Consider the following 13,409-nt stretch of genomic DNA (forward strand, 5'->3'; position numbering starts at 1 on the left):
AGCGGACCAAAACGAAACGGGTGCCTCGGGCACCCGTTGTTCATTGATTCAAAAACTGCCGCCATGGAAGCTTATCCCAGGAGGCGAGCGAGCCACAGCAGGTTGAGTGTCTGCCGGAGCACAGGAACCGGAATGGACACGGAGTACATGAGGATTCCGCATCGCTGCGCGACTCTTTAAAAAGAGTCGCACGCAGTCCGCCAGCACTCAAGATGCAAAGGTACAGCCGCCTAATGGGAGAAGCTCAGCGCGAACCCTTGGCGCGTTGCTCCCGCTCCAGCCGCTGCGCTTCACGCAAAGCCTGGCGCTCCGCCTCGCGCTCGCGCGCCGCCTTTTCCCAGGCTTTCCATTCGTCCGGGCGCTCCAGCGTGATCGGGCCGATGCTGCCGGCGCGGAAATCGGTCAGCACGATCTCGGCGGCCTTCTGGATATTCACCCGCCCGCCGCCCAGCATGGCACCGCGGCGCCGGCCAATCTGCTCCAGCACCTCGAAATCCTGCCAGCCCTCGATATCGCCGACGTTATAGCGCTCCTGCAGCAGCGTGGTGTAGTGCTTCATCAGGTAGCGCAGCAGCTCCAGCACCACCTCTTCCTCGTCCAGCGCGTTGCGGCCGACCGCGCCGCTGGCGGCCAGGTTGTAGCCGCCCTCTTCCACCTCGATCTTGGGCCACAGCATGCCCGGGGTGTCGACCAGTTCGAAGTCGTCGGCCAGCAGGATGCGCTGCTGACCCTTGGTGATACCCGGCTCGTTGCCGGTTTTGGCGATGCGCCGCCCGGCCAGGCTATTGATCAGCGTCGACTTGCCGACGTTGGGAATGCCGCAGATCAGCACACGCAACGGCTTTTCCAGCCCACCACGGTTGGGTGCCAGCGCACGGCAGGCCGACACCAGCTTGGTGACCGGCGCCCGCTCGCCGGCATCCAGCGCGATGGCGCGGGTACCCGGCTTGGAACAGTAGTAATCCAGCCAGACCTGGGTGATGGCCGGATCGGCCAGATCCTGCTTGTTGAGAATCTTCAACGCCGGCTTGCCGCGCGTCATGCGCGCGATCATCGGGTTGGCACTGGACGCCGGCAGACGGGCGTCCAGCATTTCGATGACCACATCGATATCCTTGACGCGCTCGGCCAGATCCTTGCGCGCCTTGTTCATGTGGCCGGGAAACCATTGAATCGCCATGCTGTTACCGTTTCCGTAAGGGGTCCAAAAGGGACGACAGTCCGTTGTGATCGAGTTCGAAGGCCAGCTGCAGCAAGCGGCCGATTTCCCCTTTGGGAAAGCCTTCGCGGGCGAACCAAGCCAGGTAATGCCCGGGCAGATCGGCGATCAGCCGGCCCTGGTACTTGCCGAACGGCATCTGGCGCGTCACCAGCAGGAGAAGGTCGTCGGCATTCATGGCGGCACTCGAACTCGGGGAAGCGCATTGTGCCAAAGAGTGCAGGCACTGACCATGCGCAACATAGAAAACCTGTCTTCAGGGCCTATTCCAGTAGGCAAGTGAGCCAAAGCAGGTTGAGTGCCGCCAGCGCACAGGAACCGGAATGGACACGTAGTCCATGAGGATTCCGAGCACTGCCGGCGCTCAAGATGCGAAGGCGCAACTGCCTAATGGGATAGGCTCTTACAAGGGCATCGGCTTGCCGTCATTGAGATTGAGAAAGCCCTTCACCACACGATAGATCAGCCAGACGTAGACCGCGAACAGGATCACGAAGCCGACCAGCAGGAACACCGTCAAGTAGCCCAGCACCAGCCCCAGCAATCCCCACCAGAAGGTGCGCATCTGCCACAGGAAATGGCTCTCGTACAGCGTGCCACGGGTGTCGTCACGCTTGAGGTAATTGATGATGATGGCGACGATCGCCGTCACGCCGACGAACAGGCTGAGCGCCTGCAGGATGTAGACGGCCAGCGTCAGGTTGTTGAGCTTGCGTTCAAATTCGTGGTCGATCAGTTCCATGCGTTTTCCTTGTTTTATCGGATGGCCACCGGCACGCCGGCAAAGCCGTCCCGTCCTGGCCCACGGCCACAGACAGTAGCGCAAGGTAACGCAGCGACGCCAGCCTGAGCGGTTCGGGGCTAGACGCCGGCCGCGCTCCAGCGCGCCAGGACCTTGGCCGTCTCGTCGCGGCAGAAGCGGATAACCTCCTCGACCCGGCAGCGCTCAAGCCACAGCGGCAGGCTCGGCCCAGCCACCTCGGCCTGCGCCGCTCCCGTCATCAGCACCGGCACCGCCGGGCGAGACGGCAGCCCCAGCCGTTGTGCCAGCAACGCCAAGCGGCGGTTGGCTTCGTCCAGTTGCGGCAGCGTATCGGCGCTCACCGCGACATGGCTCAAGCCCAGGAGCAGGATGCGTGCCGCCAGCCAGTCGGCCGCATCGCTGAAACGCGCCGGGGCATGGCTGCCGTCGTGTCGGCGCCGAGAAGCAGCCAGCAGCATGGCGACGGTGCGGATGCCGGGCAGGCGTGATTCCGCCAGCAGCAAGGTGCCGGGCATGGGCTGGGTGGCGCGCAGTTCGGCCACGCCGTTGGCACCCTCGGACAGCAATTCCACATCCCTTAACAGGGTGATAGCACAGCCCGGCAGGCTCGGCAGGGCCGCGTCGGCGCTGAGCAAGGCATCGTGGCGGGGGTTCATGATCTCGTTCTCCAGTGAAGTCGGGTGACTGCGGTTCGGGAGATCATTTGCCGGGAGCTGAAAAGACAAATGCCGCCTGAACCGCGGCGGCATTTGTCGGGAATCTGGTGTGTTGGTTTGCTTTGTCAGAGCACACACGCCCCTTGGCGCCGCCATGAGCTGCGGTACCAATAAAAATAGACGTAGGAGGTGACAAAGGATTTAAGCATGGCCCCATCATGCCGATGGCTCCCCTCCCCTGTCAAGGAGCAAGGGGATAAAAAAACCCGGCATGACGCCGGGTTTGCTGGATCACATGTTCGGGTAGTTGGGCCCGCCGCCGCCTTCCGGCGTCACCCAGTTGATGTTCTGGGTCGGGTCCTTGATGTCACAGGTCTTGCAGTGCACGCAGTTCTGCGCGTTGATTTGCAGGCGCGGCGCCCCCTCTTCGCGCCCGACGATCTCGTACACCCCGGCCGGGCAGTAGCGCTGCTCGGGCGCGTCGTACTTTTCCAGGTTGACGCGGATCGGCACCGTCGGATCCTTCAGCTTGAGGTGCGCCGGCTGGTCTTCGCTGTGGTTGGTGTTGGAGATGAACACCGACGACAGCCGGTCGAAGGTCAGCACGCCGTCCGGCTTGGGGTAGGCGATCGGCGTGCACTCGTCCTTGGGCTTGAGGCATTCGTGGTCGGCGTGCTTATGGTGCAGCGTCCACGGCGCCTTGCCGCGGAACAGGTAGGTGTCCAGCGCCGAGTAGAGCATCGCCGGCCACAGTCCCCAGCGGAACGCCGGGCGGATGTTGCGCACGCGGTAGAGCTCGTCGTAGAGCCAGCTCTGCTTGAACTTGGCGGTGTACGTGGCGGCCTCGAGCGGCTGGCCTTCCTGGGCCGTGGCCAGCGCCTCGACGATCGCCTCGGCCGCCAGCATGGCGGACTTCATCGCGGTGTGGGTGCCCTTGATCTTGGGCACGTTGAGGAAGCCGGCGGTGTCGCCGATCAGCACCCCGCCCGGGAAGGTGAGCTTGGGAATGCTCTGCAGCCCGCCTTCGGAGATGGCGCGCGCGCCGTAGGACAGGCGCCGCCCGCCTTCGAACACGTCCTTGATCGCCGGGTGGGTCTTGAAGCGCTGGAATTCCTCGTACGGCGACAGGTAGGGGTTCTGGTAGTCCAGCCCCACCACGAAGCCGACCACCACCTGATTGTTTTCCAGGTGGTAGAGGAAGGAGCCGCCGTAGGTGGCGGTGTCCATCGGCCAGCCGGCGGTGTGGGTGATCTTGCCCGGCTGGTGCAGCTCGGGTTTCACCTCCCACAGTTCCTTGATGCCGATGCCGTAGGTTTGCGGGTCGGCGCCGTTGCGCAGCTTGAAACGCTCGAACAGGGTCTTGGTGAGCGAGCCGCGACAGCCTTCGGCGAACACGGTCTGCCGGGCCCACAGCTCGATGCCGGGCTCGCCGTCCTGGTCGCCGTTCTTGCCGGTGCCGACGTTGCCGGTGGCCACGCCCTTGACCGAGCCGTCCGGGTGGTAGAGCACTTCGGCGGCGGCGAAGCCGGGGTAGATTTCCACTCCCAGCTCTTCGGCCTGCTGGCCGAGCCAGCGGCAGAAGTTGCCCAGGCTGATGATGTAGTTGCCCTCGTTGTGCATCTGCGGCGGGGTGGGCAGCTGGATCGACTCGGTCTCGGTCAGCAGCAGGAACTGGTCCTTCTGGGCCGGGGTGTTGAGCGGCGCGCCCTTGTCTTTCCAGTCGGGGATCAGTTCGTTCAGCGTGCGCGGTTCGAGCACCGCGCCGGACAGGATGTGGGCGCCGATCTCGGAGCCCTTCTCCAGCAGGCAGACGCTGATCTCCTGGCCCTTCTCGGCCGCCAGCTGCTTGAGGCGAATCGCCGCGGAGAGCCCCGAAGGGCCGCCGCCGACGATCACCACGTCGTATTCCATGTATTCGCGTTCCACCGCTACTCCTCGCTCATCCGCATGACGTTATTCCAACTCGCCTTAGAAGCGACAACTTTGTCGGCTACGCTCACTTGCCTTCGCCTTAGCTTCGCAGAAACTCGCCCTGACGGGCTTCGTTTTCTCGCTCCTGATGCTGTTTGGAATTCAATGGCGATCATGATGCAATGAATCCAGCCATCCGTCAAAAATCAAACAAGCGTTTAAATTATTCCTGATTGGTGCAGTTGCACAATTGCCTCACCATCATACCCCAGCGCGCCCAGCACCTCGTCGGTGTCGGCACCGAGCTTGGGGGGCCCGATGATACTCCACCGGCGTGCCGGACAGCTTGATCGGGCAGCCCACCAGCGGCACGTCCTGGCCGACGCTGTCTTCCAGATGGATTTCCATGCCGCGATGGCGGATCTGCGGATCGGCGAAGGCCTCGGCCACGTTGTTGATCGGCCCGCACGGCACGCCAGCCTCGTCGAGCGCCTTGAGCCACTCGTCGCGGCTGCGGGCGCGGAAGGCTTCGGCCAACATCGGCACCAGTTGCTCGCGGTATTGTACCCGTGCCGGGTTGCTTGCGAAGCGTTCGTCATCGGCCAGTTGCGGCTGACCGATCAACTGGCACACCGCGCGGAACTGCTTGTCGTTGCCACAGGCGAGGATGAAGTGGCCGTCGCCGGCGGTCTTGAACACCTGGTAGGGCACGATGTTGGGATGGGCGTTGCCCAGGCGCGGCGGCACGGTGCGGCCGACCAGCCAGTTCATGTTGACGTTGGCCAGCATGGCAAGCGAGCAATCGAACAGCGCCATGTCGATGTACTGGCCCTGCCCGGTGCGGCTCCTGGCCAGCAGCGCCGCCTGCACCGCGTTGGCGGCGTAGAGGCCGGTGAAGAGGTCGGTCACCGCGACGCCGACCTTGTGCGGTTCGCCGTCGGCCGGGCCGGTGATGCTCATCAGTCCGCTCATGCCCTGCACGATGTAGTCGTAGCCGGGCAGTTCGGCGTAGGGGCCGTCCTGGCCAAAGCCGGTGATCGAGCAGTACACCAGGCGCGGGTTGAGGCTCTTGAGGCTGTCGTAGTCGAGCCCGTATTTCTTCAGCCCGCCGACCTTGTAGTTCTCCAGCAGCACGTCGGCCTCTTCGGCCAACCTGCGCACGATGGCCTGGCCCTCGGGACGGGTGATGTCGACGGTGACCGAGCGCTTGCCGCGGTTGGCGCACAGGAAGTAGGCGGCGGTACCGTCCGGCAGGCTGGGTGGCGCCCACTGCCGGGTGTCGTCGCCCTGGCCGGGACGTTCCACCTTGATCACCTCGGCGCCGAGGTCGGCCAGCAGCTGGCCGGTCCACGGCCCTGCCAATACGCGCGTCAGATCGAGAACCTTGAAACCGGAAAGGGCGCCAGACATTGTCATCTCCTCAGTAAGACCCTGCTCCATTAGGCAGCTACGCCTACTGGGACAGGCTCTGCAAACTTTCATAAAGGTTGGCCGAAACAGGCCGCAACGGACGGTCGGCCATCCACTCTGGGCTGTCACGGCAGAAAAAAGGGCCCGGACAAGCCGGGCCTCAAGAACAGACAGGAACGACCATGGCCGCCGGGTGGAGCCTCGGCGGCCGCTCCCTATCAGGCAAACGCCTGAATCCCGGTCTGGGCCCGGCCCAGAATCAGGGCGTGCACATCGTGCGTGCCCTCATAAGTGTTGACCGCCTCCAGGTTCATCACGTGACGGATGACGTGGAATTCGTCGGCGATGCCGTTGCCGCCGTGCATGTCGCGCGCGACGCGGGCGATGTCGAGCGCCTTGCCGCAATTGTTGCGCTTGATCAGCGAGATCATCTCCGGCGCGGCACGGCCCTGGTCCATCAACCGCCCTACCTGCAACGCGGCCGACAGGCCCAGCGCGATCTCGGTCTGCATGTTGGCGAGCTTGAGCTGGATCAGCTGGTTGGCGGCGAGCGGGCGGCCGAACTGCTTGCGGTCCAGCGTGTACTGGCGCGCCGCGTGCCAGCAGAACTCGGCGGCGCCCATGGCGCCCCAGGCGATGCCGAAGCGCGCCTTGTTGAGGCAGCCGAACGGCCCCTTCAGGCCCTTCACGCCCGGCAGCAGGTTCTCTTCCGGCACAAACACGTCGTCCATCACGATCTCGCCGGTAATCGAGGCGCGCAGCGAGAACTTGCCGTGAATCTTCGGCGCCGACAGACCTTTCATGCCCTTTTCGAGCACGAAGCCGCGGATTTCGCCGTCATCGTCCTTGGCCCAGACCACGAACACGTCGGCGATCGGGCTGTTGGTGATCCACATCTTGCTGCCCTTGAGCTGATAGCCGCCGTCGACTTTGCGCGCGCGGGTCTTCATGCCGGCCGGATCGGAACCGGCGTCCGGCTCGGTCAGGCCGAAACAGCCGACCCACTCGCCGGTCGCCAGCTTGGGCAGGTATTTGTCCTTCTGCGCTTCCGTGCCGTAGGCCCAGATCGGGTGCATCACCAGCGACGACTGCACGCTCATCGCCGAGCGGTAGCCGGAATCGACACGCTCGACTTCACGGGCGATCAGGCCGTAGGCGACGTGGGAGAGGCCGGCGCAGCCGTGAGTGTCGATGGTGCAGCCCAGCAGGCCCAGCTCGCCCATCTCGCTCATGATCTCGCGGTCGAAGCGCTCCTCGCGGTTGGCGGTCAGGATGCGCGGCATCAGGCGTTCCTGGCAGTAGGCGTGGGCGGTATCGCGCACCATGCGCTCTTCTTCTGTCAGCAGGGTTTCCAGCAGAAGCGGATCTTCCCAGGAAAACGGGGCACGGCTGGTCGGGGCGGCCATTGGCGACTCTCCTTTGCGGTTTCGTTGTTCCGCTATGCGGAATTTGGTTTTACTATGTGAAATAGACTAGCAAGCGCCGCGCTGGCTTGTAAAGCGTTTTCTTGGCCGCAACGAGCAGGCAGGCTATGCTTGCCGCGCCAAAACCCACAGGAAGAAGAACACCATGACGGAAGAGCACGACAAGGACAGGCTGTTCGTCACCGCGCTGGCACGCGGCCTGACGGTGCTGTCCGCCTTCCGCTCCGGCGAGAGCGGGCTGTCCAACCAGGAGCTGGCGCGCCGCACCGGGCTGCCCAAATCCACGGTGTCGCGGCTGACCCACACCCTGACCCAGCTGGGCTACCTGAGCCACGAAGCGGACAGCGGCTTTTATCGACTTGGGCTGGCGGTGCTGGAACTGGGCTCGGTGGTGCTGGCGAGCTACGACGTGCGCCGTGCCGCCGCGCCGCTGATGCGCGAGTTCGCGCTGGCGCACAATGTCTCGGTCAGCCTGGCGATGCGCGACGGCAGCGACATGGTGTACCTGGAGACCTGCCGCAGTGCGGCGCGGGTGTCGGTGCAGCTGACGGTCGGTTCGCGCGTGCCGGTCGCCACCACCGCCATCGGTCGCGCCTGCTATGCAGGGCTTGGCGCCAGCGAGCGGGCACGGCTGGACGAAGAACTGGCCAGCCGCTACGGCGGCAACTGGCCGCCGATCAAGAACCGCCTCGACGCCGCACTGCAACAATGCCGCGAGCAGGGCTACACCAGTTCGTTCGGGGAGTTCGTGCCGGAGGTGATGGCGGTCGGCGTGCCGCTGCCGTCGCCGATTCCGGGTCAGCCGCCGATGAGCCTGAACGCGAGCGGCCCGGCGGCGCTGTTCACCGCGGAGCGCTTCGAGCGCGACATCGCGCCGGCACTGCAGCAGATGGCGCGGCGCATCGCGCCGGGGGCGGCCTGACGCCGCCCACAGCCACAACACCAGACAAAGAAAAAGCGGGCGAACGCATTGCGTTCGCCCGCTTGGTTTATGGCGGAACGATCAGGCCGACTTGAGCGTGCCGTGCGGGTCGATGACGAATTTGCGCGGCGCGCCGCCGTCGAACTGACGGTAGCCGTTCGGCGCCTCGTCGAGCGAGATCACGCTGACGTTGACGATCTGGGCGATCGGCAGACGGTCCCACAGGATGGCCTGCATCAGGTTGCGGTTGTACTTCATCACCGGGGTCTGGCCGGTATGGAAGGAGTGCGACTTGGCCCAGCCCAGGCCGAAACGGATCGACAGGCTGCCGCGCTTGGCGGCGGCGTCGGTCGCGCCCGGGTCGTCGGTCACGTACAGGCCCGGAATGCCGATGGCACCAGCCACGCGAGTAACTTCCATCAGCGAGTTGAGCACCGTGGCCGGGGCCTCTTCGTGGGCGTGCGTGCCGTGGCCGCGCGCTTCGAAGCCGACGCAATCCACCGCGCAATCCACCTCGGGGGTGCCGAGGATGGCGGCGATCTGCTCGCCCAGCGTGGCGTCGAGCGACAGGTCCACCGTCTCGAAGCCCACTGCACGGGCGTGCGCCAGACGTTCGGGGTTCATGTCGCCGACGATGGTCACCGCCGCGCCCAGCAGACGCGCCGAAGCGGCAGCGGCCATACCGACCGGACCGGCGCCGGCGATGTAGACGGTCGAGCCCGGTTTCACCCCGGCCGTCACCGCGCCGTGGTAGCCGGTGGGCAGGATGTCGGACAGGCAGGTCAGGTCGCGGATCTTCTCCATCGCCTTGTCCTTGTCCGGGAACTTGAGCAGGTTGAAGTCGGCGTACGGCACCATGACGTACTCGGACTGCCCGCCGATCCAGCCACCCATGTCGACGTAGCCATAGGCGCCGCCGGCGCGCGACGGGTTGACGTTCAGGCACACCCCGGTGTGCTGCTCCTTACACGTGGTGCAGCGACCGCACGCCACGTTGAACGGCACCGACACCAGGTCGCCGATCTTCAGCGTCTCGACGTCGCGGCCGATCTCGATCACTTCACCGGTGATCTCGTGGCCCAACACCAGCCCGACCTCGGCCGTGGTGCGGCCGCGCACCATATGCTGGTCCGAGCCGCAGATATTGGTCGTCACCACCTTGAGGATGACGCCGTGGCCGATCGGCCGCCCGCTCGGATCGACCATTTTCGGGTAGCCGATGGATTGCACCTCGACATGACCTTGCCCCAGATACACCACACCGCGATTGTCGCTCATTGTCTGCCTCCGAATTTTTCGATGGGTTACACGCACGGCGACGGCAAAGCGTCGGCCGGCGCGCTTCGCGACAATAGGCGCGATCGCCCCCGGCAACGAGACAGAAAACGCCCCACAACGGCCAAAAACCGACATGCGGAAAAATCGGACGCCCCTGTCTTGCACCGGCCACCACGCCGTCGCCGAGCCAGAACGACGCTTCATGGCAATACGACAGCGGCCGGCCGCCGCCGCAAACAACCAGGCGCGACAGCGCCCCGCGGGGATGGCACGGCAGAAAAGCGTTGGGGGGATACAACAGGAAAAGGGGTCAGGCCGGCAGCAGAACGCCCGGCACGAGGCCGGGCGTCCGGTTGCCGTGCGCTTATATCCGGGGAGGGCTGGCCGGTGCGCCCTGAATGTAGTGCACCAGCTGGTCGATGGTGAGCTGTTGCTCTTCGAGGGTGGCGCGCACCAGATCGCCGATCGAGACCACACCCAGCACTTCGCAGCCCTCCATCACGGGGAGGTGGCGGATGCGCTTCTCGGTCATCAGCGCCATGCATTCGTCCACGGTCTGCTCGGGGGTCACGTACACCACGCGGCTGGTCATGATCTCGCGCACGTGGGTGCCGGCCGAAGTCCGCCCCTGCAACACCACGCGGCGCGCGTAGTCGCGCTCGGAAAAGATGCCGTGCACGTCGCAGGCGTGCATCACCAGTACCGCCCCGACGTTCTGTTCGGCCATGACCTGCAGGGCCTGGAACACCGTGGCGTCGGGACTAACGAAGATCAGTTGCCGGTTGGGCTTGCTGTCGAGCAATTGTCGTACGGTTTGCATGCGATCCCCCTTTGCAGACGTTTGGACCTGTTGTTCCAATTCGCCTTAAACACGATAACTTTGTCGGCGGCGCTACGCAGACAGCGTGCGAATCTTCAAGATTCGCTCAGCGAGCACTTGCCGTACTATCTGTACTGTCTGTGGCCCCGCTCACTTGCCTTCGCGTTCTCGCGTCTAATGCTTTTTGGAACTATGCCTCCACTATAGATGATCCGGAACGAATAGCTGCCCAGCCGCGCTTACTTGGCACGGATCATGGTGCCGACGCCGGCGTCGGTGAGGATTTCCAGCAGCAGCGCGTGCGGGACGCGGCCGTCGATGATGTGCACCGAGTTGACGCCGTTTTTGGCGGCGTCGAGAGCGGAGCTGATCTTGGGCAGCATGCCGCCGTGGATGGTGCCGTCGGCGAACAGGGCCTCGACACTCTCGGCAGTCAGCCCGGTCAGCAGCTTGCCGTTCTTGTCCAGCACGCCCGGAGTGTTGGTCATCAGCACCAGCTTCTCGGCATGGAGGGTTTCGGCCAACTTGCCGGCCACCAGGTCGGCGTTGATGTTGTAGGCCTCGCCGTCGCTGCCGACACCGATCGGCGCGATCACCGGGATGAAGTCCTGCGAGTCGAGCAGCGACACCAGCGCCGGATCGATCACGTCGATTTCGCCGACGCGGCCGATGTCGATCTGCTCGCCCTCGCCCTCGCCCTTGAGGAACAGCTTGTGGGCGCGGATGAAGTGGCCATCCTTGCCGGTCAGGCCCACGGCCTTGCCGCCGTGCTGGTTGATCAGCGAGACGATCTCCTTGTTGACCTGGCCGCCCAGCACCATTTCCACCACGTCCATGGTTTCCTGGTCGGTGACGCGCATGCCCTGGATGAACTCGCCGTGCTTGCCGACGCGTTCCAGCATGTCGTTGATCTGCGGGCCGCCGCCATGCACCACCACCGGGTTCAGGCCAACCAGCTTCAGCAGCACCACGTCCTTGGCGAAGTCCTCCTTCAGCTTGTCGTCGGTCATCGCGTTGCCGCCGTACTTGATCACGATGGTCTTGTCGTTGAAGCGGCGGATGTAGGGCAGCGCCTCGGCGAGGATGAGCGCCTTCTCGGTGGCGGATACGGTCACGTGCGGTCTCCTGGGTAAGGGGATACGGGAAGTGTTGCATTGTAATCAATCACGTTGCTGAACTGTTATTTATTAATTGCCAACCGCCTCCGCGCTTAGTACATTTGCATTCCACTACTGAACAAGCATTCAGCAATCACCATGAGCGAACCCACCCTGCCGCGCTGGCAGCGCAAGAAAGACGCCCGGCCGTCGGAAATCCTCGACGCCGCCCTGAGCCTGTTCGTCGAAAAAGGCTTTCGCGCCACCAAGATGGAAGACATTGCGCACGCCGCCAACGTCACCAAGGGCACGCCCTACCTGTACTTCCAGAACAAGGAAGAAATCTTCAAGGCGGTGATCCAGGTCAACCTGTCGTCGCGCTTCGCCGAATTCGCCGAGATCGAACGGCAGCACAGCGGCAGCGCCGCCGAGCTGCTGCAGCAGCTGATGTTCAAGTGGTGGGACGAGGTGGGCTGCACCGAGCTGGCGGGTATCTGCAAGCTGGTGATCGCCGAGGCCACCAACTTCCCCGAACTCGCGCAGTTCTACGCCGCCGAGGTGATCCAGCCCAGCCTCTGCATGGTCGGCCGCATCCTGCAGCGCGGCATCGCCAACGGGGAATTCCGCGCGGTGCCGATTGAGAGCGCCACCGACGCCCTGCTGGCGCCGCTGGTGCTGGCGATGACCTGGGCGCACTCGTTCGGCAAGGTGGTGCCGGAGGGGGCCGGTTATTCCTACAAGAATTCGCGCCATCATCTGGCCGAGGCCCTCGACCTGGTCCTCAATGGCCTGTGCGCCCCCAGTCATAACAACAACTAAGCAAGGCCCAACACGATGAAGACACCTCACTCTCGCTGGCTCCTCACCGCCGTGGCGGTGCTCGGGCTCGCCGCCTGTGCCAAGGAGGCGACAGTACAGGAAGAGATCCGCCCGGTACGTTACGTCACCGCCGGCGACAACGCCTCCCAGCCCGGCGCCCGCTTTGCCGGCGACATCCGCGCCCGGCAGGAAACGCCGCTGGCCTTCCGCGTCGGCGGCAAGATCGCCCAGCGCCTGGTGAATGCCGGCGAGCGGGTGAAGAAGGGGCAGCTCCTGGCCCGGCTCGACGCCAGCGACTACGAACTCGACCTCACGGCCAAACAGGCCCAGCTCGCCGCCGCCCGCTCCGACCTCACGCAGCAGGAGGCCGACCTCAGGCGCTCCCAGGAACTGCTGGGCAAGCAGTTCATCAGCCCGGCCCAGGTCGAGCGCCAGCAGAACGCCGTCAACGCCGCGCGCGCCAAGCTGCAGCAGGCCCAGGCCCAGCTCACCGGCAGCCGCAACCAGAACGCCTACACCACGCTCGTCGCCGACGCCGACGGTGTGATCGGCAGCGTCAGCGCCGAGGCCGGCCAGGTGGTCGCCGCCGGCCAGCCGGTGCTGAGGCTGGCCATGGATGGTCCGCGCGAAGTCGCGATCCAGGTGCCGGAGAACGCGCTGGCGGCGCTGCGGGCAGCCAAGGCGCTGCAGGTGAAGCTGTGGGCCGACGGCCAGACCTTCAACGGCAGCTTGCGCGAGCTGTCGGCCGACGCCGACCCCGCCACCCGCACCTACGCCGCGCGCATCAGCCTCGACGGCGCCAACGCCGGGCTGGCGCTGGGCATGAGCGCGACCGTGACGCTGCCGGCGCCGGACAGCAACCGGAACCTGCAGCTGCCGCTCTCCGCCCTGCTCGACCAGGACGGCCGGCACTACGTCTGGGTGATCGATCCCAAGAGCCACAAGGTTGGCCGAAGAGAGGTCAGCGTGCAGGGCATCGACGACAGCGTTGCCCGCGTCAGCGGCGCGCTGAAAACCGGGGAACAGGTGGTGAGCGCCGGCGTGCACCTGCTGCGCGACGGCCAGCCGGTCCGCCTGCTCCAGCCTTGAG

The 13,409-nt window shown here is 65.0% G+C and carries 13 protein-coding genes; 3 read left to right on the forward strand and 10 right to left on the reverse strand.

The features are described from left to right. Positions 1-244: 244 nt before the first annotated feature. From ylqF to ABKF58_RS02920, 7 genes are all read right to left on the reverse strand, one after another. A complete protein-coding gene (gene ylqF, locus ABKF58_RS02890; protein WP_482583314.1) occupies positions 245-1,180 on the reverse strand; it encodes a ribosome biogenesis GTPase YlqF in 936 nt (311 codons plus the stop codon). Between the two features lie 4 nt (positions 1,181-1,184). Then, entirely contained in the window at positions 1,185-1,397 is a 213-nt protein-coding gene (locus tag ABKF58_RS02895) for a DUF3820 family protein (RefSeq protein WP_008955614.1), read from the reverse strand. 225 nt (positions 1,398-1,622) lie between these two features. Continuing rightward, complete coding sequence (locus ABKF58_RS02900; RefSeq protein ID WP_008955615.1) at positions 1,623-1,961, reverse strand: DUF4870 family protein; 339 nt, start codon at positions 1,959-1,961, stop codon at positions 1,623-1,625. A 119-nt stretch (positions 1,962-2,080) separates the two neighbouring features. Then, positions 2,081-2,638: a hypothetical protein gene (locus tag ABKF58_RS02905; protein WP_482583315.1), complete on the reverse strand. Its 558-nt coding sequence runs from the start codon at positions 2,636-2,638 to the stop codon at positions 2,081-2,083. 291 nt (positions 2,639-2,929) lie between these two features. Beyond that, positions 2,930-4,549 (reverse strand): electron transfer flavoprotein-ubiquinone oxidoreductase, encoded by a 1,620-nt coding sequence (locus tag ABKF58_RS02910; RefSeq protein WP_482584325.1) that lies wholly within the window; start codon positions 4,547-4,549, stop codon positions 2,930-2,932. A gap of 261 nt (positions 4,550-4,810) precedes the next feature. Further along, positions 4,811-5,959 (reverse strand): CaiB/BaiF CoA transferase family protein, encoded by a 1,149-nt coding sequence (locus ABKF58_RS02915; RefSeq protein ID WP_482583316.1) that lies wholly within the window; start codon positions 5,957-5,959, stop codon positions 4,811-4,813. 218 nt (positions 5,960-6,177) lie between these two features. Then, on the reverse strand, positions 6,178-7,365 hold the full coding sequence (locus tag ABKF58_RS02920) for an acyl-CoA dehydrogenase (protein ID WP_482583317.1): 1,188 nt from the start codon (positions 7,363-7,365) through the stop codon (positions 6,178-6,180). A gap of 163 nt (positions 7,366-7,528) precedes the next feature. Here ABKF58_RS02920 and ABKF58_RS02925 point away from each other — a divergent pair, with 163 nt between their 5' ends. Next, positions 7,529-8,305, forward strand: coding sequence for an IclR family transcriptional regulator (locus tag ABKF58_RS02925; protein ID WP_482583318.1), 777 nt, complete (start codon positions 7,529-7,531; stop codon positions 8,303-8,305). Between the two features lie 81 nt (positions 8,306-8,386). Here ABKF58_RS02925 and fdhA read toward each other — a convergent pair whose 3' ends face one another. The 3 genes from fdhA to argB form a co-directional block, all read right to left on the reverse strand. Then, positions 8,387-9,583, reverse strand: a complete 1,197-nt coding sequence (fdhA, locus tag ABKF58_RS02930) for a formaldehyde dehydrogenase, glutathione-independent (protein ID WP_008955621.1) — start codon at positions 9,581-9,583, stop codon at positions 8,387-8,389. 364 nt (positions 9,584-9,947) lie between these two features. Then, the gene (locus tag ABKF58_RS02935; RefSeq protein WP_294867774.1) at positions 9,948-10,403 is read right to left on the reverse strand and encodes a CBS domain-containing protein; all 456 of its coding nucleotides are present in this window, start codon (positions 10,401-10,403) and stop codon (positions 9,948-9,950) included. 239 nt (positions 10,404-10,642) lie between these two features. Continuing rightward, positions 10,643-11,518, reverse strand: a complete 876-nt coding sequence (gene argB / locus ABKF58_RS02940; RefSeq protein WP_014085818.1) for an acetylglutamate kinase — start codon at positions 11,516-11,518, stop codon at positions 10,643-10,645. A 141-nt stretch (positions 11,519-11,659) separates the two neighbouring features. Here argB and ABKF58_RS02945 point away from each other — a divergent pair, with 141 nt between their 5' ends. Together ABKF58_RS02945 and ABKF58_RS02950 are read left to right on the forward strand one after the other, a co-directional pair. Continuing rightward, positions 11,660-12,319: a TetR/AcrR family transcriptional regulator gene (locus tag ABKF58_RS02945; protein WP_014085817.1), complete on the forward strand. Its 660-nt coding sequence runs from the start codon at positions 11,660-11,662 to the stop codon at positions 12,317-12,319. A gap of 15 nt (positions 12,320-12,334) precedes the next feature. Continuing rightward, complete coding sequence (locus ABKF58_RS02950) at positions 12,335-13,408, forward strand: efflux RND transporter periplasmic adaptor subunit (RefSeq protein ID WP_482583319.1); 1,074 nt, start codon at positions 12,335-12,337, stop codon at positions 13,406-13,408. Position 13,409: the final 1 nt, after the last annotated feature.

Source organism: Pseudogulbenkiania sp. AW2-16 (assembly GCF_056824575.1).